Annotated in this window: 27 protein-coding genes; 17 read left to right on the top strand and 10 right to left on the bottom strand. The window is 70.1% G+C overall.

Translation table 11 applies throughout. From position 1 onward, the window contains the following. The first annotated feature begins 251 nt into the window (after nt 1-251). Genes IF43_RS0116990 through IF43_RS0116955 form a run of 8 tightly spaced genes read left to right on the top strand, consistent with a single transcriptional unit; the run spans nt 252 to nt 8102 of the window. The gene (locus tag IF43_RS0116990; protein WP_051795486.1) at nt 252-1250 is read left to right on the top strand and encodes an NAD(P)-dependent oxidoreductase; all 999 of its coding nucleotides are present in this window, start codon (nt 252-254) and stop codon (nt 1248-1250) included. After that, nucleotides 1247-2173 carry a thymidylate synthase gene (locus IF43_RS0116985; RefSeq protein ID WP_030200757.1) on the top strand — a complete coding sequence of 309 codons (927 nt, stop codon included), beginning with the start codon at nt 1247-1249 and terminating at the stop codon, nt 2171-2173. Before IF43_RS0116990 ends, IF43_RS0116985 begins: the two co-directional genes overlap by 4 nt. Continuing rightward, complete coding sequence (locus IF43_RS0116980) at nt 2173-3876, top strand: carbamoyltransferase C-terminal domain-containing protein (protein WP_030200755.1); 1704 nt, start codon at nt 2173-2175, stop codon at nt 3874-3876. Before IF43_RS0116985 ends, IF43_RS0116980 begins: the two co-directional genes overlap by 1 nt. Further along, nucleotides 3858-4937 (top strand): hypothetical protein, encoded by a 1080-nt coding sequence (locus IF43_RS0116975; RefSeq protein ID WP_199922739.1) that lies wholly within the window; start codon nt 3858-3860, stop codon nt 4935-4937. The genes IF43_RS0116980 and IF43_RS0116975 overlap by 19 nt, the downstream gene beginning before the upstream one ends. 11 nt (nt 4938-4948) lie before the next feature. Continuing rightward, entirely contained in the window at nt 4949-5461 is a 513-nt protein-coding gene (locus IF43_RS0116970) for a topology modulation protein (RefSeq protein WP_030200752.1), read from the top strand. Between the two features lie 30 nt (nt 5462-5491). After that, nucleotides 5492-6316, top strand: a complete 825-nt coding sequence (locus IF43_RS0116965; RefSeq protein WP_030200751.1) for a class I SAM-dependent methyltransferase — start codon at nt 5492-5494, stop codon at nt 6314-6316. Between the two features lie 8 nt (nt 6317-6324). Further along, a complete protein-coding gene (locus IF43_RS0116960; protein ID WP_030200747.1) occupies nt 6325-7050 on the top strand; it encodes a phosphotransferase in 726 nt (241 codons plus the stop codon). Beyond that, nucleotides 7047-8102, top strand: a complete 1056-nt coding sequence (locus IF43_RS0116955; RefSeq protein WP_030200745.1) for a sulfotransferase — start codon at nt 7047-7049, stop codon at nt 8100-8102. Before IF43_RS0116960 ends, IF43_RS0116955 begins: the two co-directional genes overlap by 4 nt. A 203-nt stretch (nt 8103-8305) precedes the next feature. Here IF43_RS0116955 and IF43_RS0116945 read toward each other — a convergent pair whose 3' ends face one another. The 4 genes from IF43_RS0116945 to IF43_RS0116925 form a co-directional block, all read right to left on the bottom strand. After that, a complete protein-coding gene (locus IF43_RS0116945; protein WP_199922738.1) occupies nt 8306-8662 on the bottom strand; it encodes a hypothetical protein in 357 nt (118 codons plus the stop codon). Between the two features lie 259 nt (nt 8663-8921). Beyond that, a complete protein-coding gene (locus IF43_RS38105) occupies nt 8922-9389 on the bottom strand; it encodes a hypothetical protein (protein ID WP_234332217.1) in 468 nt (155 codons plus the stop codon). Beyond that, nucleotides 9386-9733: a hypothetical protein gene (locus tag IF43_RS0116930; RefSeq protein WP_030200740.1), complete on the bottom strand. Its 348-nt coding sequence runs from the start codon at nt 9731-9733 to the stop codon at nt 9386-9388. The genes IF43_RS38105 and IF43_RS0116930 overlap by 4 nt, the downstream gene beginning before the upstream one ends. A 400-nt stretch (nt 9734-10133) precedes the next feature. Then, on the bottom strand, nt 10134-10709 hold the full coding sequence (locus IF43_RS0116925; RefSeq protein WP_030200738.1) for a hypothetical protein: 576 nt from the start codon (nt 10707-10709) through the stop codon (nt 10134-10136). A 191-nt stretch (nt 10710-10900) separates the two neighbouring features. On the opposite strand from IF43_RS0116925, the gene IF43_RS0116920 reads away from it, so the two are divergent. The 5 genes from IF43_RS0116920 (at nt 10901) to IF43_RS43505 (ending at nt 15367) form a co-directional block, all read left to right on the top strand. After that, a complete protein-coding gene (locus IF43_RS0116920; RefSeq protein ID WP_234332215.1) occupies nt 10901-11932 on the top strand; it encodes an integrase in 1032 nt (343 codons plus the stop codon). A gap of 149 nt (nt 11933-12081) precedes the next feature. Next, on the top strand, nt 12082-12840 hold the full coding sequence (locus tag IF43_RS41655) for a hypothetical protein (RefSeq protein WP_158939363.1): 759 nt from the start codon (nt 12082-12084) through the stop codon (nt 12838-12840). A gap of 143 nt (nt 12841-12983) precedes the next feature. Next, the gene (locus tag IF43_RS0116915) at nt 12984-13973 is read left to right on the top strand and encodes a hypothetical protein (RefSeq protein WP_030200736.1); all 990 of its coding nucleotides are present in this window, start codon (nt 12984-12986) and stop codon (nt 13971-13973) included. Between the two features lie 463 nt (nt 13974-14436). Then, entirely contained in the window at nt 14437-14748 is a 312-nt protein-coding gene (locus IF43_RS0116910; RefSeq protein WP_030200734.1) for a hypothetical protein, read from the top strand. Nucleotides 14749-15238: 490 nt separating this feature from the next. Further along, nucleotides 15239-15367 (top strand): hypothetical protein, encoded by a 129-nt coding sequence (locus IF43_RS43505; RefSeq protein ID WP_267884788.1) that lies wholly within the window; start codon nt 15239-15241, stop codon nt 15365-15367. A gap of 667 nt (nt 15368-16034) precedes the next feature. Here IF43_RS43505 and IF43_RS0116900 read toward each other — a convergent pair. From IF43_RS0116900 to IF43_RS0116890, 3 genes are read right to left on the bottom strand one after another with little or no spacing between them, the layout of a single operon-like run. Beyond that, entirely contained in the window at nt 16035-16748 is a 714-nt protein-coding gene (locus IF43_RS0116900) for a hypothetical protein (RefSeq protein ID WP_030200731.1), read from the bottom strand. Beyond that, entirely contained in the window at nt 16745-17335 is a 591-nt protein-coding gene (locus IF43_RS38100; RefSeq protein WP_030200730.1) for an RNA polymerase sigma factor, read from the bottom strand. Before IF43_RS38100 ends, IF43_RS0116900 begins: the two co-directional genes overlap by 4 nt. Further along, a complete protein-coding gene (locus IF43_RS0116890; RefSeq protein WP_030200728.1) occupies nt 17332-17616 on the bottom strand; it encodes a hypothetical protein in 285 nt (94 codons plus the stop codon). Before IF43_RS0116890 ends, IF43_RS38100 begins: the two co-directional genes overlap by 4 nt. A gap of 500 nt (nt 17617-18116) precedes the next feature. Here IF43_RS0116890 and IF43_RS0116885 point away from each other — a divergent pair, with 500 nt between their 5' ends. After that, the gene (locus tag IF43_RS0116885; protein WP_030200727.1) at nt 18117-18467 is read left to right on the top strand and encodes a hypothetical protein; all 351 of its coding nucleotides are present in this window, start codon (nt 18117-18119) and stop codon (nt 18465-18467) included. Nucleotides 18468-18500: 33 nt separating this feature from the next. Here IF43_RS0116885 and IF43_RS0116880 read toward each other — a convergent pair whose 3' ends face one another. Continuing rightward, nucleotides 18501-19580, bottom strand: a complete 1080-nt coding sequence (locus IF43_RS0116880; protein WP_030200726.1) for a PQQ-binding-like beta-propeller repeat protein — start codon at nt 19578-19580, stop codon at nt 18501-18503. Between the two features lie 1378 nt (nt 19581-20958). Beyond that, nucleotides 20959-21180, bottom strand: a complete 222-nt coding sequence (locus IF43_RS0116875; protein ID WP_030200725.1) for a hypothetical protein — start codon at nt 21178-21180, stop codon at nt 20959-20961. A 135-nt stretch (nt 21181-21315) separates the two neighbouring features. Here IF43_RS0116875 and IF43_RS0116870 point away from each other — a divergent pair, with 135 nt between their 5' ends. The 3 genes from IF43_RS0116870 (at nt 21316) to IF43_RS41650 (ending at nt 22363) form a co-directional block, all read left to right on the top strand. Continuing rightward, entirely contained in the window at nt 21316-21525 is a 210-nt protein-coding gene (locus tag IF43_RS0116870; RefSeq protein ID WP_030200724.1) for a hypothetical protein, read from the top strand. A 28-nt stretch (nt 21526-21553) separates the two neighbouring features. After that, entirely contained in the window at nt 21554-21934 is a 381-nt protein-coding gene (locus IF43_RS0116865) for a hypothetical protein (RefSeq protein WP_030200723.1), read from the top strand. A gap of 258 nt (nt 21935-22192) precedes the next feature. Then, on the top strand, nt 22193-22363 hold the full coding sequence (locus IF43_RS41650) for a hypothetical protein (protein WP_158939361.1): 171 nt from the start codon (nt 22193-22195) through the stop codon (nt 22361-22363). Nucleotides 22364-22438: 75 nt separating this feature from the next. Here IF43_RS41650 and IF43_RS36515 read toward each other — a convergent pair whose 3' ends face one another. Beyond that, complete coding sequence (locus tag IF43_RS36515) at nt 22439-22807, bottom strand: DUF6233 domain-containing protein (protein WP_051795477.1); 369 nt, start codon at nt 22805-22807, stop codon at nt 22439-22441. Nucleotide 22808: the final 1 nt, after the last annotated feature.

The raw sequence follows: 22808 nt of genomic DNA, 5'->3' as shown, positions 1-22808 counted from the left end.
ACACCGCACGCCGCCGCGGAGCCTCAACTCGGACCCGCTGCCTCCCGGCCTGACGATGCCCCGCACGCCGACGGCCCGGACCGGGCGTGCCGCTGCGGCGACCGCGGCGCCTTCTAGACCCCAGCCCCCACAGTCATCGGGCCGCCCCGGCCATTACGCCTGGCCCAGACCCAGCCGGCCCGCCCGGGTCGGCGCAGACCTTGACGGCCCGGCGCTCGTAGCGGCCGGCCATCGAGCAGAGAGGAACCTGCGTGCTCACCACAGACGTGTCGCCCGCCGAAGGCGGAAGGACAGCCCTGGTCACCGGTGCGGCCGGCTTCATCGGGTCGAACCTGGCGGACGCCCTTCTGGAGTCCGGCTGGCGAGTGACCGGGATCGACCGGCGCTCACCTGGCACCGACCCCATCGCGGCCGCCAACCTGCAGCAGGCCCTCGCCCACCCGCGGTTCCGATTTGAGGAAGCCGACGTGGCAGGCCTGAGGAGCCCTGGACTCCTTGGCGTGGACGCGGTGTTCCACCTGGCCGCAGCCACCGGCGTCCGCTCCTCGTGGGGTGCGAACTTCACGGGCTACATCCGCGACAACATCGCCGCCACCCACCACCTGGTCCGGGAGTGCGAACGGGCGGAAATCTGCCGCCTCGTGATCGCCTCCTCCTCCAGCGTCTACGGCAGCGCACCGCAGCCGTCAGCCGAGGACGGCCCTCTCATGCCGATCTCCCCCTACGGCGTCTCGAAACTCGCCGCCGAGCAGCTCGCCCTGGCCTACGCGGTCCGTTCCTCCGCCGTCACGAGCACTGTCGCCCTGCGGTTCTTCACCGTCTACGGGCCGCGTCAGCGCCCCGACATGGCGATCTTTCGGATGCTGGACGCCGTACGGACCGGTGAGCCGATGCTCCTGTACGGCGACGGGCAGCAGCGCCGGAACTTCACATACGTCGCCGACGCGGTCAACGCCCTGCTGCTGGCCGCCGGCGCCACCGTCACGGGCCGGGCCGTCAACATCGCCGGCCCGGCGAGCGTGACGGTCCAGACGGTCCTGGACACCGTCGAGCGCGTCACCGGCCAGCCGGTGCCCGTCGTTCACGCGGTCAGCCGTAGCGGCGACCCCGCCTCGACCGAGGGCGACACCCGCCGCGCCACCACCAGCCTCGGGTACCGGCCGACGGTCGACCTGATCGAAGGCATCACCCGCCAGTGGCAGTGGATGAACGCTGCCCACTGCGCCCACCTGATCGGAGGGACCGCGTGATCCACCTGACCGCCGGCTCGGCCAACGAGCTGTTCACCGCCGCATGCACCGCCGTCCTGGCCCAAGGGCGCATCGTCAAGCCCCGCGGGATGGCCACCACCGAGGTCATCGGCGCGCACCTCACCCTGACCGATCCGCGCCGACGCCTGGTCTCGCTGCCCCCAGCGCGTGTCCTGAACGCGGCGTTCGCCGCCGCCGAAGCGACCTGGATCCTCTCCGGCTCCGACGGCGGCTGGATCTACACCTACAACCAACGCATGGCCCAGTACGCGGACGACGGAGTCCTGCGCGGCGCGTACGGCCCGCGCATGCGGGCGTGGCGGCCCGGGCACGACCAGCTGGACCACGTCCGGCGCACCCTGTTGGAAGACCCCGACTCCCGCCGGGCCCTGATCCAGCTGTACGACCCGGACCGCGACATCCCGCACCACAGCGATGTGCCCTGCACCCTCGGCTACCGCTTCTACCTGCGCGACGGCCGCCTCCAGATGCACACCACCATGCGCAGCCAGGACCTGTGGCTGGGCTTTTGCTACGACGTCTTCACGGCGACCGTCCTGCACGAGCTGATGGCCCACTGGATCGGCGCCGAACTGGGCCCCTACCACCACCACGTGGACTCGCTCCACCTCTACGACACCAACCTTCCCGCCGCCCGCGCGCTCCCCGGCACCGTGCAGCCCAGCCGGGTGATGGAGGCGCTCACCGTGGCGTGGGAGGACTTCGACTCCCTCCTGGAACGTGTCACCCGCGGCGCGGTCCCCGAGGGCGCGTGGGGCGACTTCGCACACGTCATGCGCAGCTATCGGATCTGGAAGGACGGCGACCGCGCCGACGCGCGCCGCATGGTCGCGGACCCGGCCGGCGTCCTGAGCGAGGGCCTGGCCGGCTGGTACGCGCAGCTGAGTGGGAGGGCGGTGTGATGGGGCCGGTGGTGATGGGGCTGTGCTCCGGCACGCACGACTCCGCGGCCGCGCTGATTGCGGACGGCCGCCTGGTCGGGCTGGTGGAGGAGGAACGCCTCAACGGCATCAAGCACACCAAGGCCTACCCCGACCTGGCCATCGCCTGGCTGCTCGGCGAGGCCGGCCTGACCGCCGCCGACGTCACAGACGTGGCCTACAACTTCGCCCCCCGCCGCTACCTCACGGCAGCCGTCCCGTTGCGGCACCTGCGCCCCGGGACGGCCGGCCGGGCGTGGCCCCGGGCACGCAGCTTCGCGGTCGTCCACCGCCGGGCGAGCGAACGCCTGCGGCAGTTCGGACGCCGCTTCCCCCACGCCGAACTGCACGGGGTGGAACACCACCGCGCGCACGCTCTGTACGCGTTCGAGGCCTCCCCCTACGAGGCCGCCGCGGTGCTGGTGGTGGACAGCCTCGGCGAGACCACCACCACCTCCATCTGCGCCGGCCGCCGCACCGGGCGGCGGGCTGCGCTGGGCGGGCGCTGGTCCCTGCCGGATCCAGCCTCCCTCGGCTACGCCTACGGCGCCGTCACCGAGCACCTGGGGTGGCGGCGCGGCGACGAGGAGGGCACCGTGATGGCGCTCGCCGCCCTGGGGGACCCGGGGCGCTTTAGGGACCTGTTCGCCCAGGCGATCCCCCTCACCGTCGAGGCGTTCGCGCTCGACCCGCGCCTCTTCCCCCTGCGGGTCATCTCCAGCCGCTACTCCCGCCTGTCACCGGCCTTCATCGCCGCGACCTGCCCGCCCCGCGCCCCGAAGCAGGAGGCCGCCCAGGTCCACGCCGACCTGGCGGCCGCCCTCCAGGAACGCACCGAGCAGGTGATGGTCCACCTCGCGAGGCAGGCCCGCTACCGCACCGGCGAGAAGTACCTGTGTCTGGGCGGCGGTGTCGCCCTGAACTGCGTCAGCATCGGCAAGATCGTCGAGCGGGCGGGCTTCGAGGAGGTGTTCGTTCCGCCGGCCCCGGGCGACTCCGGGACCGCTACCGGCGCCGCCCTCCACGCCCACCAGCAGCACGCCGTACGGCCGGTGGCCGGGGTGCAGGGCGAGTGCTACCTCGGGCCTTCCTTCCCCGGCCTCGAGCTGGGTGCCGAGCCCCGCCCGGGTACGGCCGCACACCGTCCGGCCGACGCCGCCCGCCACCTTGCCCTGCGCCTGGCCGAGGGGCAGATCGTGGGCGTCTTCCGCGGCCGCCTCGAAGCCGGGCCCCGCGCCCTGGGCAACCGCTCGATCCTCGCTTCACCGCTGCGCGCGGACGTCGTCGACCGCCTGAATGCCAAGGTCAAGTTCCGCGAGCCGTTCCGGCCCTTCGCCCCCGTCGTCCTCGCCGAGAGAGCCGCCGACTACTTCACCCTCGGGCAGCCCGCACCGTTCATGTCCTTCGCCAGCGGTGTCACCGACCTGGCCCGCGACAAGATCCCCGCCGTCGTCCACGCCAACGGACTCGCCCGCGTCCAGATCCTTCACCCCCGCCAGAACCCGTTCCTCGACACGGTCCTGCGCGAGTTCCACGCGATCACCGGCGTACCCGTGCTGATCAACACCAGCCTCAACATCAAGGGCAAACCGATCTGCGGCACGCCCACCCAGGCCCTGGACTGCCTCCAGGAGTCCGGCATCGACGCCCTGCTCCTCGAGGACTGGTGGGTGAGCGAGCAGTGAAGATCGGCTACAGCTTCTGGGGCTTCCTCGGCGACGGCATCACCGACACCCCCGATGGCGGCCGCAGCCACCGCCGCACCCTCATCGACGGGCTCATCGCCGCCGGCCACACCTTGGTCTTCCTCCAGCAGGACCGCGACCGCGACGACGCCCACACCCCCGTCACCGGACCGTACGCATGGAACCCGGGCCTGCCCGACCTCGACGCCCTCTTCCTCGAATGGCGCTGGCCGATCCCCGGCCGCACCGACACCCCGTGCACGGCCCCCGGACACACCTGCGACCTGCACCGCCAGCAGCAGCTCCTCGACCACTACACCCATCGGCACCAGATCCCGACCCTGCTGTGGGACAAGGACCAGCGCCTGGCCCCTGCCGACCCGCTGCGCCTGCTGCCGCAGCTCACCGTCTGCGAGCCGGCCCTCCACCCCCGCCACGGCGCCACCAGCCTCCTCTTCCCCGTCGCGGACCACACCCTCGACACCGCCGACCCCACAGCCCTCGCCGCCCGGCCCCGCCGCTGGCCGCTGGTCTACGTCGGCAACCAGTACGGCCGCGACGCCGCCTTCGGGACGTACTTCGCCCGCCCCGCCCAGCACCTCGACCACGTGGTCGCCGGGAGATGGACCGACACCGGCCCGTGGCCGCACGTGAACTTCATCGGCCGCATCCCCTTCCGCCAAGGCCTGGACCTGCACGCGCGCGCCCACGCCACCGTCATGCTCGCCCCCGCCCGGTACGCCACCAGCGGCCAGTACACCCAGCGCCTCTTCGAATCCGTCCTCGCCGGCTGCGCCCCCATCACCCCCGCCCGCTACCGGTCGGCCGCCACCGTGATCCCCGGCGAGCTGCACGCCTACGACGGCGATCACGTGGCCGACATCACCCGAACCCTGATCTCCATGCCGACCGCGGACCGGGCCCAGCTCCTGGCGCGGTGTATCCGCAGGCTGGACCCCTTCCGCCTGTCCCGCCAGCTCCACACCATCGGCCAGGTATTCGATCAACCCCAAGGGGCGGACAATGGAAACCTCACCCACCACACGACCCGGAATCGGTAGCCTCACCGCACATGCGACTCGCCCTCATCGGCTGCGGCGGCAGCGGCAAGACGTACCTGTCGAAGCAGCTGGCCGCGCACTACCGTGCGCCTGTCACACACCTCGACGCCGTGTACTACGACGACGACTGGAACACCCTCGACAAGGAGAAGTTCGCCGCGATCCAGGAAGAGCTGGTCAAGGCGCCCTCCTGGGTGATCGAGGGGAACTACGCCGGCACCCTGCCCATCCGGCTCCGCGCCGCGGACGCGGTGATCTTCCTGGACATCCCGCCGGCCGTCTGCCTGTGGGGCATCGCCCAGCGGCGCCTGCGCCACGGCGGCGGCCAGAACGACGCCACCGGCGTGTACGACCGGATCACCTGGAACTTCATCAAGTACGTCTGGGGCTATCGCAAGACCATGGCACCCCGCGTACGCGAGCTGATCAGCGAGCACGCCACCGGGGCCACCGTGCACACGGTGACCAGCCGACGCCAGGCCCGCGCCCTCCTCGCGCACCTCAAGGCCACGCAGCCCGCCTGACCTGCAGCCCCCTCGACGGAGGCGCCGGCCATGGCTGACACCTCCGCGTTCCTCGACCAGCAGCTGGTCAGCACCACCCTGTACGGCACCCAGCAGCGCCTCGCCGATCGCACCGGCTCCCTGATGTCCGCGAAGACCGCCGGCCGCCCCGCGGCCGAGGTGATCGCCGCCTACGCGGCCCGGGCCCGCCCGGGCCGCGGCGTGGTCCTGGACATCGGGTGCGGTCGCGGGGCCTCCACGCTGGCCCTCACCCAGGCCCTGCCCCAGGCCCGCATCTGCGCCATCGACGCCTCCGCGGCTCTCCTGGCAGCCACCCGGGACCGCCTGGCCGCCCGCAGCCTGCCCGCGCACACCGTCCGCGCGGACTTCCACCGCCTTCCGCTGGCGTCCGGCCAGGCCGCCCTCGCGGTCGCCGCTTTCTGCCTGTACCACTCACCCACACCGCGGGCCGTCCTCACCGAGATCGCCCGGTGCCTCGCACCCGGCGGCACGGTCATCCTGGCGACCAAGGCCGCCGACAGCTACGCCTCCCTCGACCGCCTCGTGGCGCGGGCCGGGCTCGATCCGGACGCCATCCACCGCCCGGGCCTGTACACGGCGTTCCACAGCGGCAACCTGCGCGCACTCACTGCGGGCGCCTTCACCGTCACCAGGGTCGAGCACGAGGTGCACCGCTTCCGATTCCGCGACCTTGCCCACACGGCCGCGTACTTGGCCACCTCGCCGAAGTATCAGCTCCCCGCTGGCCTGGAGGGCAATGCCGCGGCGCTCGCCGACCATCTCCGCCACCAGCTCCCGGACGGTCCGGTCGAGACGGCCTCCGTCGTCAGCTACCTCACCGCCACCCACACCTAAGGGCACCCGTGACCTTCACCAAGCAGTACCCGAGCCCGCAGGCCGCCGCACGCGCGGCAGCCCACCACATGTGGCTGCGCGGCACCACCCTGCCTGTGCCGGCGCTGATCGCCCAGCATCCGCACGCCCTGGAGTTCGAGAACGCACCCGGCCGCCACGCCACCCCGCAGAACCTGCCGCGCCTGGGCCGGATCCTGGGCCGCGCACACGCCACCGCCTACCGCCGCCACCTGGCCCACGTCCGGCTCGACCAGCAGCTCGCCCTCCCCAGCGGCGGGGTGATCCCCTCCTTCACCGCCGACCGCACCACCCGCGTACACCGGCTCCTGGCCACCGGCGCCGTCCCCGACCCCGCCTTCACCCCCGACCAAGCAGCCGACCTCATCACCTCAGCCGCCGCGGAGCCGGCCGCCTTCTACAAGGACGCCAACCCCCGCAACTTCCTCACCACACCCACCACGACCACCGCCGTCGACTTCGACGACCTCACCCTCGCCCCCTTCGGCTACGACCTGGCCAAGCTCATCGTGACCACCGCCATGACCCACGGCCCGCTCCCCGACGCACTACAAGCCGCAGCCCTCCACGCCTACAACCAGGTCGTACCCCACCCCTGCAGCCCGAGCCGCCTGGCCCTGTGGATGGAGATCCACCACATCCTCACCAGCCCCTACACCGGCCGTAACGGCTACGCCCACAGCTGGCACACCCTGCGACCCGGAAGGACAGCGTGAACAAGCAGACCCTCATCAACCAGCTGGCCGCGCCCGACCAGGACGGCTCCACCATCGCCCTGTACCGCACCCGCGCCTACCGCTTCAGCAACGACCCCCGCCACTACGCCCTCGCCGAGGCGATCGAAGAGAACTTCGCCCGCGGCCTCCCCCCGACCCCGCAGACCATGACCTACCTGAGGGCCAGCCTCGACCAGATCCGCAGCACAGGCGACCTCCTCCCCTTCAACCCCGAGGTCGCCCAGACCGAGGGCATCGACATCCGATACGAGCTCGATGCCCGCCGCCCCTACGCCCCCCGCCCGCAGCCCGCGCACATCCCCAAGACGATCGTCTTCATCGTCGGCGCTCCCCGCTCGGGCACCAGCCACCTCTACAACTGCCTCGCCCACACCGGCCGGTACGCCTACTTCACCACCGCCTCCTGCTGGGCCTGGCCCACCCGCAACCTCGACCACCCCGACCGCCAGTCTTTCGAAGACCTCGACGACCGGGTCCTGACCGTCGACAACAAGAACACCCGGCTCATCCCCGGCCTCCTCATGCCCTACGAATCCGAAGACCTCTACACACGAGCCATCCCCACCTACCACCACCTCGGCGGCCACACCTACGACCTCACCACCGCCCACACGGCAGACGCCGACCTGCTCACCACCAACATCCAGGCCCACTGTCGGCACTTTGATCGCGACCGCTTCCTGACCAAGTCGCCCTTCAACTCACTGCGCATCCCGCAGCTGGAAGCCCTCACCGACCACACCGCGCTGTACCTGCACATCACCCGCGACCGCGCCGGCACCGCCGACTCCATGCGCCGCAACCGATTCAGCTTCCACCACAACGGCACCCCCCTGACAGAAGAGGAAGCCGCCGAACTCTTCCGGCGAACCGTCGAGCAGCACGCCCCTGCCGACAGACTGCTCACCGTCCGGCACAGCGACCTGCTCGCCCACCAGGAAGCAACCCTGCGCCAGGTCATGGCATGGGCCGCTGACCGGTCGGGCGGAGGCCTGGACGGCGCAGGTGGAGGGCCTGATAAGCCGTCATAGAAGAGGCGCCAGAGCTCGGGGGTTTGCGGGTATCGGTCGTCGACCACGAGTGGGCGGCCGAGCTGGAGGCCCGGCAGGGTGTCTCCGCCTGGGGGAACCGTGGCCAGCGGATCGCCGTTGGTCCAGCTGGGTGTGACTGAGCGCGACGCCGCCCTGATCCTCTGGCTGATCGCCGGCCCCTGACGCTGGCGCGGAGCCCGCGGTCAGGGGGTGCGGGTCACGGCTCCGGAGACGAACCACTGCACGAGGGTGGCCGCGAGGTGGACGGCGGCGCGGGCGGCGCCCAGGGTCTCGGGCTGGGTGGGTGCCTGGCCTCCGCGGCGGGAGGTCTGGCCCTCCCACAGCGCGCGCATCATCGCCTCGGCCGGCGCGATGGCGTCGCCGTCGGCCGGGGTCGGGAGCGCGGTGGCGAACTTGTGCCGGGCGTTCTTGATCTCGCCCAGCATGGTGCCGAGATTGGCCTTGGCGTTGTTCGGCTGGATGACGGCGTGCGCCGCGGCTTCGGCCGCCTTGATGGCCTCGCAGTAGCGCACCGGATCCGGACTGCGAACCCGCGCCATCAAACGCATCTCCGCCCGGGCCGGGTGCCGATCGCATGGACCGGCCACTCGCTGCGCATCGGCCTGGCCCCCGTCGCCCGCCACAAGGGGCCGCGATGGCAGGGCCCATCGCTGACCAGGGCGGCTGGGCGCGGCACTCCCGCTCCATGCTCGGCTACATGCAGCGCGACGACGGCTGGGACGACAACGCCTCCACCGGCCTCACCTGAATCCGAAGTTCGCCGCCAGCCCCACGCGGGCTGGCGGCCGCCTGCAGACCTCATCTCTCCGCCGCCGCGGACTTGCGCTGCCGATATGCCCTTTGGCGGCACCGGTTGGAGCAGTAGAGCCGATGCCGCCCAGGTTCCCACCACTTCCGGGCAGGCGGCAGACCGCTTTCGCACTGCGGACAACGCTGCTGGAAGCGCTCCTCCAGGCGGTGCCGGCGTATGAAGGCCCGAAGACCGCTATCGATCGTGATCGTCTCGTCGAGGTCGTCGAGATAGTCCCGCATGGCCTGTGCACGTGAAGGGTGCCGCATCGCCGACACGGTGGCGGACACGATCTTGGCGGTGTCCGCCACCGACATGTTCAGCTCGTCGGCGATGACGCTGAGCGGGCAGCCGTAGAGCAGGTAGGCCAGGGCCGCGACCGCCCGCGGCTCAGGAAGCGTGGCGATCACCGTGCTGAGCGCGGTGGTTCGCTCGACGCGCGGCCGGGAGTCGACTCTCCGACGTGCAGCTGTCACTGGTCGCCCCCTTGAGGGCTTCCCGCCCGGAGGACACGAGTGTCCCGGATGAGCACGACGCTGTCGACGACGTTCTCAGCCCCCGACGCGACCGGAGCGGCCGGGGGCTCGGGAAGGGCTGGAGGAGAAGCCGGACGCCCCCAGGGGAGCATGCCCGACAAGGCCGCCGCGAGGTGGCTGATGCCGAGCAGGATGCTGGGCAGGTCCGCCTGGGCCGCGCGCCGCATGGCGTACAGGCCCAGCAGGACGACGGAGAACACCATGGCTCCCAGAGCCACCAACGCCAGGCACCCCAGCCACAAGGGGATGCCGAGGAAGCCTGCGGACGCAGCGTGGTCAGTCATGCGGTTGAACCCTCCCGGGGAACAAAAAAGGCCCCCTGGGAAGCCAGGAGGCCTTGGTGCCGATATGAGAAAGGCCCCCGCTTCTCGACCGAGAAGGAGAGCCAGATGTTTTTGGATGCACTACGTGCACCCCTGGGGGAATCGTAGACCCGACCTGGCACCCCGTCAATAGGCGTGAAACCGCAGGTAGTCGGAGGCAGGTAGCGGTGACGAGATTTCGTAACGCGGCTCGTTCCCCTGCGGATCTAGCGCCCGCTGCAGAGACGGCCCGCTCGCCGCGAGGTGGTCGTCCTGGCCCTCCACGCCACGAAGGCGAGGTCGATCACGTCGACGTCTCGGCGTCCTCCGGGCCTGCCCGGCGAGGAGGGCCTCGCCGCGTGCGACTCCCGTGTTGCCGCGGTCAGAACGGGACCTTGGAGAATCGCTGGTGTGCCGCCTGCCGGGTGGTGCCGGTGGCCTCACCGATCGCGGTCCAGCTGGAGCCGTCCCGTACGGCGGCGGTGACGGCCTGCTGGAGCCGGGCGGTGCCGAGCTTCTCGACCCGGGCGGCGGCCGCGACGGCGGCCAGCGGCCGGGAGTCGGCCAGGGCCGCGAGCTGGACCCGCAGCTGCTCGATCGCGTCGGCGACGTCGGCCGGGATCTGTCCGCCGACCAGCCGGCCGACGTGGTCGGCCTCCCAGGCGGCCCAGGGGCCGTCGCCGGCCTCGAAGCCGTCGGTCGCCTCCCAGTCCTCGAAGTCGACCGGGAACATGTCCGCGCTGCGCCACCCGCACTGGCAGCCGGCCTTGACCGCGAAGGCCCGCGGTCGTCCCTCCCGGCCGTCGTACAGCCACCATGCCGTGTTCTCGCCGAGGTACTCCTTCCCGTCGGCGACGGTTCGCGCGGTGCGGACCGGCGGGGGTTCGGCGCCGTCGGCGAGGACCGCGACGACGTACCCCTCGTGTCCCTCCGGCATGTCGTCCGAGTGCCATCCCACGTCAAGACCTCCTGACGAAATCTGCGAACCGTCAAGGTTCCTTGCGCTCAAGGGTAGAGCGTCAAGGATTCCTGACACAGGAGGTCGGGGAGATTCATGGAACCCGGATAAGCTCCCCATGTCCGGAGACCAGCACCCGGCATGACGGGCATTCAGGAGATGACGTGCCGAACGAGGACTTGTCACCCAGCTTGAGCAGCACCCCGCCCGACGGACCTGTCCCGGTCCGACCGGAGGCGTACGACGAGCAGACCCGGACCGCGCTCGAGACCATCGACCGCCGGGCCGTCCGGGTCGTCGCCGATAGCCGGCCCGAGCGGACCCGCACCGGCTACGCCCAGGACTGGGCGAGCTGGACGACGTTCTGCACCGAGAGCGGCGTGCCCCTGCTCGCCGTCACCCCCGGCACCCTGACCGCGTACGTCGAGTGGCTGTGGACCCAGCCCGGGTGGAAGGCCGGCACCCTGATGGCACCGTCCACCATCGACCGCCGCCTGTCCGGCACGGTCGTCTCCGCCCGCGACGAGCACGGCGTCAAGACGGAGCAGGGCGTGGCCCGGCTTGCCCGCAACCGGCTCGCCCAGCTGGTCAAGGAGATGGAGAAGACCGGCGAGCAGCGCGGCCGCGGCCAGGCCGCCCCGCTGCTCGTCGACCACCTGGTGCGCATCAGCGCTGCTTGCCCGGACAACCTCATGGGGCTGCGCGACCGCGCCCTGGTGCTCATGCACTTCGCCGTCGCTGGCCGCGAGCACGAGCTGGCCGCCACCCGGGTGCGCGACTACGCCGAGGCGCCCGGCGGCATCCAGGCAGACCTCCGCGTCTCCAAGGTCCGCCCACGCGTGGTCCCGGTCCCCTACGGCACCCGCCCCTCCATCTGCCCGGTCCGCGCATGGACCGCCTGGAAGGAGGCCGCCGAGCTCACCGACCCGGACGGCCCCGCCTGGCGCCGCCTGCACTCCCGGTGGCACACCCTCATGGACGGCGGACTCCAACCCGAGTCCGTCGGCGACGTCATCACCCGGGCCGGCGCCCGCGCCGGCATAGAAGTCCGCTTCACCGGACACAGCCCCCGCCGCGGACTGGCCACCTCCTCCCGGCTCAAGGGCCACGACCAGATCGTCATCGCCAAGCAGGGCGGCTGGGCCCCGCACTCCAAGGTGCTCGCCGGCTACCTCGAAGTCGTCGACCAGTGGGAGGACAACGCATTGTTGGGGGTGCTGTAGAGGTCAGAAGCCTCCTTTGGGTCAGGGCCTGGTTTCTAATCTCCGGCCGCTGCCCATCCGTACTGTTCCGCCCCTATGCGTGTGTCAAGACACCGCCACATGGCCGTCTCATGTGTCCACTGGGTGCCCGCAACTAGCATGGTGAGAAGGTGGCGAACACACCACGTAGAAAACAGCAGTTGAAAGCCCGACTAGCTAGGCAGCGGCCAAGCAAGGTAAGGACTCGTGAGCGCAAACAGGAAGTAGAACAGGGGAATAGTGCCCCGTCGCAGTTGGTGAAGATCGGCGCAGTCATCACAATCGTTGCAAGCATCGCCGGTTTGATTACCACCGGAGTGGCGACGCTATTCGGTGCCCTGGTGGCGGATGACCAGCTCAAACAGTCGCAGCACGTCGCTGATGAGAAGAAGCGTGAACAGGCGGCGCGGGTCTCGTATTGGGTGAACGTCGAGCCCGGCGGCACGTCCCGCCTGCACTTGACGAATAGGTCGCCCGACCCAGTCGCAAATCTGGACGTGACGTTTACAGTGCGACTCAGGGGTTTGCCCGCCACTCTCCCACTGGAGAAGAGGAGGGTTTCATTCGCTGTCGGTGTACCCAGCCTGCCTCCGTGCTCCGACTTGGTGTTAACGCCGCATGATATGAGATACCGCGAGGGGCTATCGAGAGAAGCTGTTTTCCTCGGCCTCTATGAAAAGCCGCCAAGTGGCGGCAAGTGGTCGTCTTTCAAAGGGCATCCCTGGATTAGCATCTACACGGCTGATTTCACCGATCACAACGGAGTTCGCTGGCGACGGCTCAGTGATGGTGTTCTGGCCGTCGTTGAGGAGCGACCAGACCGTCCACGGGGGTTGCCGGGGGTGGTACTCACTGTGCCGCCGCAACCACTGAAATCGTGCGGCAGCTGAGCCGGGCCGGGCTAGTCGTGGTTGCTGCGCCAGGGCCGGTCACCAGGACGCAGCGGCGTCGAGGTACCCGGCCGGATCGTGGACCGCCGCCGACGTTTGCCCCCTCCCCCGAGCTGCTGTGGGAGGTCGCGGGCTGGCTGGACATGAGTTGGGAGGACGGCCGGGTCCTCGCCGAAGACTACGGGGGCAGTGCGTCCGCGTGGCAGACCGTCGGCTGGTGCGCGACCCGCGAGGACGCCCAGATGATCGCCCGGGCCTACGTCGAGCACCGGGGCCCGTTTGCACGGGCTGACGTCGTCCAGCACGGTCCCGACCTCGGGTATGCCTCCCTGGTCCGGGACAGCTACGTGCAGGGCCCGCACGCGCCCGTGCAGGCCCGCCCGGAGGCGGCCCCCGGACCGCGGCCGGCGTCCCCCGACCGGGCGGAGGTCACCGAGCCGGTGTGGCACGGCGGGGAGACCCACCCGCGCACGTCATCGCTGGTCGTGTGGACCAGCACCGGCTGGCGGACGTTGGTGTGGAGCGACTGGCAGACGTCGAACATCGCGGCCCACCTCGGGGTTGGGGCAGGCGGGCCGTTCGCGTGGGCGGAGTCCTGGGGGCCGCGGCACCCGGACCGGGACCTGCACGACTGGACGCAGGAAGGGCGGGAGCTGTCTGGCCGGTTCCCCGACACCACGTACGCGGAGCGGTCCGCGCTGATCGACGCCGCGCGGGCCGCCCAGGAGGAGGCGCTGCTGACCGCGCTCGCCGACCGGGGCGGCATGACCCAGCAGGAGGCCGCTGCGCGGCTCGAGCGGGGCGGCGCTTCGTACCGGCAGCTCCTCGACGTCGGGCAGGCCACGATCTGCCGGGCACTGCATACCGTCCGCCGGGCCCTGCCGGAGGGCCCGGAGCGGACCGCCGTCCGGCACGCGATCGACGACCTGATGGACCGGCACCAGCTGCCGGCCGACGCGGTACGGATCGCCTGGGCGCAGCTCGACACCGAGGTCGAGGCGACCCGCAGCTCGGACACGACGGCGTGGTGCCGGCGCGCCGTGGCCGAGTACGTCGATCCCGTTGCAGACCCGGTCGAGGCCGGCATCGAGGGATTCCGCCCCCAGGACCAGCCCCACCGCGCCGACGCCTGACGAAGAGGGCCCCCACCTGCTTGAGGGCTGCCCTCTGTGCCAGGGAGACCGACCAGGAAGGGGGCGCGCGCTGCGGGCACTACGCACCGGCCGCCAGCACCGGTCCCAGCCAGCGACGGTGGGACGGCAACGCTGCGGCCGAACCCGCATGAGCGCACTGCGCGAGTCCTTCGAGTAGAAGCGGTAGCGGGTGGACGAGAAGTACTGTGCCTACAAGGACAAGCACGCGGTGATGGACATGAACATATTCCCGCCGGCCGTCGGCTCCGTCGCGGGAGGCTCGATCCCGCCCGGCGCGGCCGGGCGGGATCGTCTTCTTCCGGAATGCCTTCGGCCTCGACCGGGTCCTGCTGTGGAAGATCAGCTCCTCGCACGGGCGCAGGAGACGGCGGGCTCCCACGTACGTGACCAACCGCCCGCTCTTCGTGGGCCGGCCGGTGCGACCGGTGGTGATGGAGATCTGGTGCAGCCACTGGCCGACGGGAGCGAGACGTATGTGGTCCGCATCTTCGACAACGTGACCAAGCTCTACGCCGGTGGCGAGATCGACAACATCAGCGAGGTCGGAAAGGTCAAGCGCTGCCCGAAGAACTTCAACTCGGTCCTGGACTGCGAGGTCAAGCTTCTGCAGATGCAGGACGAGCGCATCATCTTCGCGAACACCGAGCTGCTGAACGCGTCTGGTCCGCGCAAGGTCGAGAAGAAGATGGACGCCCTCATCCGCAACTTCTGCTCGTGCGCCGTCTCCGAGATGGACCGCCCCAAGCGTTGCTGAAGAAGGTCGCGCGGACGTGACCGCGCGGCCACCCTCCCCTCTTCGGCATGTCCCTGACCTGCGATGGATCAGATCCTGTTGATCGCATGTGAAGCGCCGCCGGATCCCTGCATCTCGTCTGAGCTGGGGAGACTCGCATCTGGGTGACGTCCGGTGCCGCGGGCCTCGCCAAGTACGTACAGGACCCGCAACTCCGCACCCCAGGGTGGCCTTGAGGGGCCCGAGCGTTGCATCGGTTGTACCGGCCCTGCGTATCGTGTTTGCCCACCGAACGCCCTTCGGACATGACGAAGGGAGACCGTCGCGGGGTCCATGCTTCCTAGGGCCGGCCTCGCGGAGGTCTCCCTCTCGCCGTACGTCGGGCTACCGCTCTGCAGTGAGGAGAACCGGCACCTTGACGTCGCTCGACCGTATCCCAGGCGCGGCCAGGACCCAACCATCGCAGCTTCGAACCCCCCTGCTCAGGTGGCTAACGGCCACCACCGCGCTGATGGCCGTCATCGCCACGGTGGCGCTCTTCGCCGTCGGGCAGAACGAGGCGGCCACGGCTGTCGCAGTCATCGCCGCGGGCGCCCTCGGCGCCGGCGGCATCCAAGTCACCGTGCACATAAAGCGCTAGCCCCGTCGGGCCGCTCCTCCGCGAGCACGAGTCCGGATGCCTGTGGGCCCGTCGATGGGACGAGCCCACAGGTACTACTACCAGTTCTTCAACGACTAGGAGGTCCTCGAAGGTGGTCCGGCTGCCCCCCGGCCGGATAGCCGAGCAGCTTGACGCTGGAGAACGCCGCAAACAACCACCACCGCGGCCAGGACCCCGATCCGTCGTCGGCCGCCGCCGGACCAGCCAGGTTACCGAGCAGCGCCTCCGGCGTGCCACCCTGCGGAGGGTGTAGGGGCGCCGTCGCGGCCTGCAGGCCGTCCGGGGCGAAGGGGGGTGGGGTGCGGGGTGGATCCCTCGTTGACCGGCACGCGGAGGGCAGCGCACCGTCCGGCGGGCGTCCAGGACGCCTACGGCGCCGCGCATGCGCGGTCGGGCAAGGCGGATGACCTTGGCGCAGCACGCGGTCGCGCCGCCACCGGGCCGGGCCGACCCGGCCCTCGTACCGTGGCGGCATGCTTTGGTTCTCGACTCCCGGCTCGTGGGGGCGCCCGCCACCGCGGTTGAGCGGGAGGTGTCGCATGGGTACGACTTGGCGGCCGCTCCTTCCCCTGAGGAGCGGCCGCCCTTTGTCGCCTACATGAGCCGATGGCTCCCTGTCTCCAACCCATAGACAGGGAGCGGCGGCTCAGCTTCCGCTAGCCAGCAACGCCCCCTCCCCGCCTACCCAAGACCCCTGCTCCGCTCCGAGTTTCCTGCTTATTTCCCGAAGCGGACTCACAGGCCGTGCCTGCCGCGCCCTGAACGCCTCAAAGGGCTGCAGCACGGGAGCCACATGACTCTCGTCAGAGCTTCGCTCCGACTCCGAGCACATCACCAATGCGGTCAGCTTCTCCACATCGAAGCCCACAGTCACCATTCTCTGGGCAACAGCGAGGTCGCCGGTTTTCAGCGCCTCGCAGACCCAGGGCGGTACGGTAATCGGGTCCTCATCGTCTTCTGCCCTCTCCTCCTCCAGAAGCTGCACGTAGTTGATCGCGTCCGCGTCCCCCAGATGCGCCGCGACCAGCCACCACAATTCTGCGTTCTCTTCGTTCTCCAGAACTTCCCAGTTCTCGGCAATGCGGCGAGCTTGAGCCCCCGAGAGATTGGGCTCGCCCATCAGATGGTGGAGCTCTTGTGCTGCCCGAGTTCTCTTGCATTCGGCACGGCCGGTGGAACCGGGCATGCCGGGGCGGCCGGCCGCCTGGTGGCGGCCGGCCTGGCTCTGATCGTCGTGTGCAGGTATCCGGGGGGACACGTCTTCCGTCAGGAACCGGTCGAGCATTAGCTGCAGCAGTCGGCTGGCGACTCGGTCGAGGCGGTGCAGTTCATCGACGATGAGCAGTTCCCCGTACTTCACGCGACCACCTCCTTCAGGATGTTTTGGGCTTCCGCCTTGAGGTTCCTCTTCGCCAGACGGAGGTAGCGAGCAACGGTTTGTTCGGTTATGCCCAATTGGTCGGCCACTTGCTCCTTGGTCATCTGTTTCCAGAACATGAGATTCACTACCTCGCGCTGCCGCTCCGGCAGCTTGGCGAGGAGTCCATTCACTCGCGCCGCGATTTCTCTGTATGCGGCGGCGAGGATGACGTCCTCGGGATTTCCTTCGTCAGATTCTTCCCTGGGCTGAGGGATATCCAATCCCTGGGGGTAAACCTTCTGCCCGTATGTCTTGAAGTAGTCCTTGGCTCCGTTGCTGATGGCCCGGCGCATGTAGCGGTTGAGCGCCTGGGGGTCGTCGGGGATCGCTTCGTCCTTCGCAATCCTCTTCAGGACGTTCTCGTAGACCTGCTGAAGAACGTCCGCACCCAACTGGGTGTCTCCATGGGCGTGCCAGATTGCGCACTTCAGAAGATCGGGGTGGTGCATCTCCACGGTGGCCGCGAGCACGGTGCGCGGCGGGGGCGCTTGGCCAAGCGCCCCCGCGACCGGGTTAGGGGTACTCATCGCACCTGCTGTTGCGAGACGACGAGAACGGGCGGGGGCGCCAAGGCGTCCTTGATCTCCCATTCCTGTCCACCCGCGCGGACAACCGCCGAGCCTCCGTGAGGAAGGGCATCAGCGATCACGGTCATCGTGGTGCGACGCTCACGCTCCATCAGGATCTGGAGCCAGCCGACCACGAGCAGGGACGCTGCAGGGGACAGCGCCCGAGCCGCGGCGAAGAACGAGACCAGCGCGGTCAGCGCCACCACGTCCCCGCCGCCTAGCAGGGTTTGCCAAGCCATCTACGCTCGGCTCCTTTCGAGACAACAAAGTGGAGAGGGCTTGAGCTCTCTCGCCTAAAAGACGAAGCAGCCGTCCACAGGCGGATGCCTGTACGCCCCTCCAGTCGTGTGAGCTAGAGCACATGCACCTCGACCGGGGTATGCGCCCGCACCGGACCAGGGCCTTCCTCCGCCTTGTGCGGCTCTGACCATGGGCAAGGCGGCAGGATCGGCGGTCACGGCCGAGCCCGGGACTCAAAGCGCGGCCTGGAAGTGCGCGGGCTGTCTGCCGGTGCACCGGGCCGCCACACTCCGGCGCAGTGTGCTCTTGCTGGTCTGCTTCGCCGTGGGCTTCTTGGCGGCTGTCCGGCGCGGCGCCTCCCTCCACGTGCGCCGGGCCCCTGCGCCGGCCCGTACGTCGGCACCCAACTTGGAGTGGGGCAGCTCGGGCAGAACGGGTCGTGAGGAGTCTTCAACGGGATGTGCTTTCCGTATCGGCTCGACCCTCGTAGGGTCCGCGCATGCCACAGCACCAGGAGCTCTTACACGGGACGCTTGTCGTCACCCAGGAGATCGCGTACATCACCCCTGCTCAGCGCCGCGATATGGGCATGACGGCGCGTGACGTGATCGAGAACGCGCTGTACCTCATCGACCCGTCGCGGATGACGCCTCCGAGCTGCGACATCCAGGGGTGCACCTACCGGCGTCCGGAGACGGCGGACTTCAACACGCCCGAATGGGCCACGCATCGCGTCTCGAAATCGCGGGGCCTGCTTCGCAAGCGGAAGGCGTACTTCTCCTGTCCCGCGCATCTGGACACGGTGAAAGCCGCACTGGTCTTCGGCCACAGTGGCGACCCCAACCCGTGATTCGCACGGCAGGGACTACCCAACACCCGTAGTTCACCCTCCGGCTGGATAGCTGAGCAGCTTGCCGTCGGTGAGCGCGAGGCCGCCGTACTCGTTGACGAGGATGGGTGCGGCTTCGGGCTGGGTGGGCGAGTCCTTGCCGGTGCGGGCGTCGAGGGCGACCGGCCCGTTGCCGGTCTTGCCGTAGACGCGCCCGTGCCAGACGGCGGTGATGGTGGGGGCGTTGCGGCCGTTTTCGCCGTCCTTCAGCTGCCACAGGAGCCGGCCGGAGGTCGCGTCGAGGGCCGCAGCCGCAAAGGGGCCGCCGCAAACGAGGGTGGCCTGCTCGTCGTACGTGCAGCTCAACCCGGTCAGGGCCGCGGGCAGGGCTTGCGGCTCGCCGGTGTCGGTCCGCAGGAGCTTGCCGGGGCTCCAGCCGGTGGCGGACTGGAGACGGACGAAGGACGGGCCCGCCGCCTCCATGGCCAGGCCGTAGTCCTTCCGGCTGCCCTGCCACTTCTGCTTGCCGGTGCCCAGGCCGAAGCCGGCGGGGACGGATTCCATGAAGCTCGTGTCCTTGGTGCCCAGCAGGCCGACGACCATACCGGTGGCGACCCCCTGCGCCCACAGGGCCGGCACCGTCCAGCGCAGCTCGTGGGTGGCCAGGTCGATGCCGTACGAGACGGACTGGTCGGTGTTGCCGTGGACGGTGACCACTGCCGTTCCCTCCCCGGCCCCGACGGCGGTCGCGGTGACGCTGTTGGCGGTGGGGGCCCAGTCCGGTAGACGTACCGTCATCCGCCAGAGCTTCGCCCCGGACTCGGCCGAGGCGCTGACGACCTCCAGCAGCGCTGTCCTGCTCTGGGTGCCCGTGCCGCGCTCCGCGAGTACGAACGGGGCCAGGACCATGCCGGCGCCGCCGTCGGTGACGACGAGCGGTGCGTCCGTGTCCCCCTCGTCGTCGGACGTCAGCAAGACGCCTTGCGCGTGGAGGGTCCCTCGTACTCGGCCGGAGGTCAGGTCCACGGTCTGCAGGCGGTCGGACGAGGCGACGTACGCCGACGTCTTGTGCATCGCGACGGGGAGGCCGCGCATCCGATCCCCCATCAGGTTCAGCCGGTTCTCGGTGGCCACGGCAGGCAGCTCCACCGACCCCCGCACGTCGAACCACGCAGGCGGATCAAACGACCGCCGGGCAGGAGAAGCGACAGGCCGCGCCGCCGCCGATGCCGTTGAACGTAGGGCCGAGTCGTCGACCGCTGCGGTCCTCTCGGGCGCCCCGCAGCCCGCCAGGCCGACGACGGCCAGAAGGCTGGTGACCACTGCTAACTGCCGCGCGCTGCGCATGCTCGCCCCCGGTTCTCTGTATGAGGAGCGGCTGTCCGCCTACCGGTGGAGCAGCCGCCGATGATCGTCCGGCAGCATCTCACGCCAGCTGAACGCGGTGAGTTGCCAGCAGCCGCCCGCCAGGACAGGCACACCAGCCCTACGATGATCGGGTGACCGCCCGCCGCACCCTCAGCACCGGCCCCCAGGCCCTCCCCCACGCCATCCGCGGCACCGAGGCCGACCTGATCGACGGCCTGCCCGGCGTCAACCTCCCCCGACCTCAACGCACTTCGAGTCCGTGGTGTACTGGGAGGTTGCGCCGCGCCAGCCCCGACTGCGAGGCGGATCCTCGGAACCGGCGGCGCAGCCACCCCGACTTCCTGAGACGAAAGGCAGGGGGTCCGCTCCGCCAGGGGATGGGGGCACGGCTCCGGAGACGAACCACCGCATGAGCGCGGCCGCAGGTGGATGGCGGTGCGTGCAGGGTCCAGGGTCAGTCAGCAGCCGACGGCGCTGTCAGGAGCCTTCTGGATCGGATGCACTTCGACCTGCCGTTCCTCCGGCAGCCAGTGAGCTCCACGGACCGGGCGCCGTTCTCTTAAGCAGGTCGACTGTGCTCAGAGGTCTAAGCGATGATGGCCCTGGGCTTTTGATGAAGAGGGGGCAAACGAACGTGCGACTGCTTCTCGTCGGCAACGCGGCGAGCCTCTCCGTAGGTCTTCTCGGTTGGAGTCTCGCCCGGTACGGGTCCCGCTCCGACGGCCTCCCCGCCACGCTGTGGTGGACGACGGGGTGGATCGTGATGATCGGCGCCGCACTGCTGCTGACGCGCACCAACGTTCGGGCCCTCCAGACCGGCCGGGGCACTACCCCCGGCGCACCGCTGGCGAGTCGGGGACCGGTTGGCCTGGAACCTGGTGAAGCCCACCCCCTCGCGCCGAACGCCTCAGACACGGGACCGCAGGCCGGCTGACGCCCCGGCTCGCGCGCCACGCCCTCCCGCGGCACGCCAAATGCCACGGAAGGAAGCAGACGCTCTAACGCCAAGGAATGCCAGCTGGCCTGTGGGTCTGCGTCCTAGCATCTTCCGGCCCGCGGGAGGTAGTCGGCCCTCGGCGGATTGCACGTCCTCCTGGTGCTTGTCTTTGGGAGTACGTGAAACCGGTGCCGGCGCGCGCCGGTATTAGTCCTGGTTGCGGCGCCAGGGCCGGTCACCAGGACGCAACAGTGTCTCCGGCGGCTCACCGCTCGCCCGACGCTGGCCCGCGGTGGAGACGCCCACGAACACCAACACCAAGAAACCCACTACGCCCAGCGGCCAGGCGATGAACCAGCCGCCGATGAACAACAGCAGACCCACCGCTACCAGGCCTCGCGTCCAGTCCGGTCCCTGCACGTCGCCCATCGCCGCCCCTTCGCCGTCGCAGGCCACACCGTACGCCCGTGGCCGCCACGAGCACGGCTAAACGGGCAGATCAGGGCCTGACGGCACGTGTCTGCGACCGGAGTAACCGCCAGCCCGGCCAGGCGTTGGACCGTCGTGACGCTCGACGATCTCTACACCGACATCGTGGCTGAAGAACTCGACGCCGACACCGCCCCGCAGCGGTTGCCGATGCTCACCTACCGCGAGGCCGAACTTGCCCTGGCTCTCTTCACCGCCGTCGCCGAAGGCGACAGTGGTGAAGAAGTGCGTGCCACCGCCCGCGCTCTCAGCAGCCGGCTCGGCATGCGCCTCCCTACCTCCTGACTTACCCACCCAGCATGTGCGGGCGGCCATGGTGCTCCATGGCCGAAGCCGCGCCACCGCCTTCGCCGCCCCGGGCGAGCTGGCCGCCCACTGCACCGAGACCACCGGCCCCGACGGGCAGCTGCGCCGCAGCGCCGTCCTGGCCCGCCTGCTCACCTACCTACGCACCGGCGCCCCGCCGACGGCCGCGATCGACGTTCGGACACCCCTGTGGGAGCAGACGGAGGCTGTCGCCGCCGAGGTCTGGGCCCCGGCCCCCGTGGACCCTTGGGCCCTCGGCATCACCCCGGAGCCCGAGGCAGCCTGGGCCGTACAGGTCTGGAGAACGACGAGCTGGAGGCCCCTGTCGCAGTGGTCCGCCCCTGGCCCGGGCGCAGCTACGGAGGCGGCGGTCGCACTGGTCGCATAGCGCCCCGTCCCGCATACCGCACGGGTCCGCGCTGCCGCAACTCCGCGCCCCAATAAGGGGTTCGGCTACATACTGGATCTTCGTCACGAAGGTGCACATATGAGCCTCTCGACTGGTCCGCCGTCCTGGTCGAGGGTTCTCCGGCGGAATGGCGCCGCCGAAAAAGGTCCGGTAGGGCCGAGCTGGACCAAGCATGTCCTTACACGGCAACGGGAGAGGACGCGCTGATCGGCCCCGCGGGCGCGCCCCAAGAGATAAATGAAGATCGAATACTCGGCAGCCGAACAGGCGGCGCAGTTCATCCACGACAACGTCTTGGGGAACTACGTCGCCGCCGTCCTGGCCACCGCCACAGCGTGGACGGCCCGCCAGCTCTACAGCTGGCATCAGCGCCGCCGCGACGAGCGCCGGGAGGCCGCCGAGAACTAGGGACATGGAGGGCCTGGGACAGCCAGTCCCGGGCCTTCCCCGTCTCCGATTGCTTTGAGCGCGTCGGCTCGCGGGCTACGGCTCGGCGTCCAGGGCCGCGTCCGCGCCGCACAGGCCGCAGGCGCTGACCTGCGGGTGGCGCAGCACGTCGAGCACCTGCGTGCGGCTGGCCGGTCTGAGTCGGCCGCTGGCTGTGGCGCACTGCCCGGTGTGCACGAGCATCGGGGCGCGGTTCGCGCCGATGCCGTACTGGATCAACCACTCCGGGGGGACGGCGGAGGCCTGGGCGCGGGCGCGGGCCGCCTCGGTTTCCTGCTCGGCGGCCTCCGCCTCGGCGATCTTCTGCCGTATCGCGGCCAGTTGGAGCTCGCAGTACCGCTCCAGGATCCGGAGGCGGGCGGTGTCCGGCGGGAGCATCCACTCCGGGTCCCTGCCGGTGGCCATG

The organism is Streptomyces sp. NRRL S-87 (assembly GCF_000719335.1).
Lineage (GTDB): Bacteria > Actinomycetota > Actinomycetes > Streptomycetales > Streptomycetaceae > Streptomyces.
Note: the sequence above shows the minus strand (reverse complement) of the source record. Positions and strands in the feature narration are given on the sequence as shown.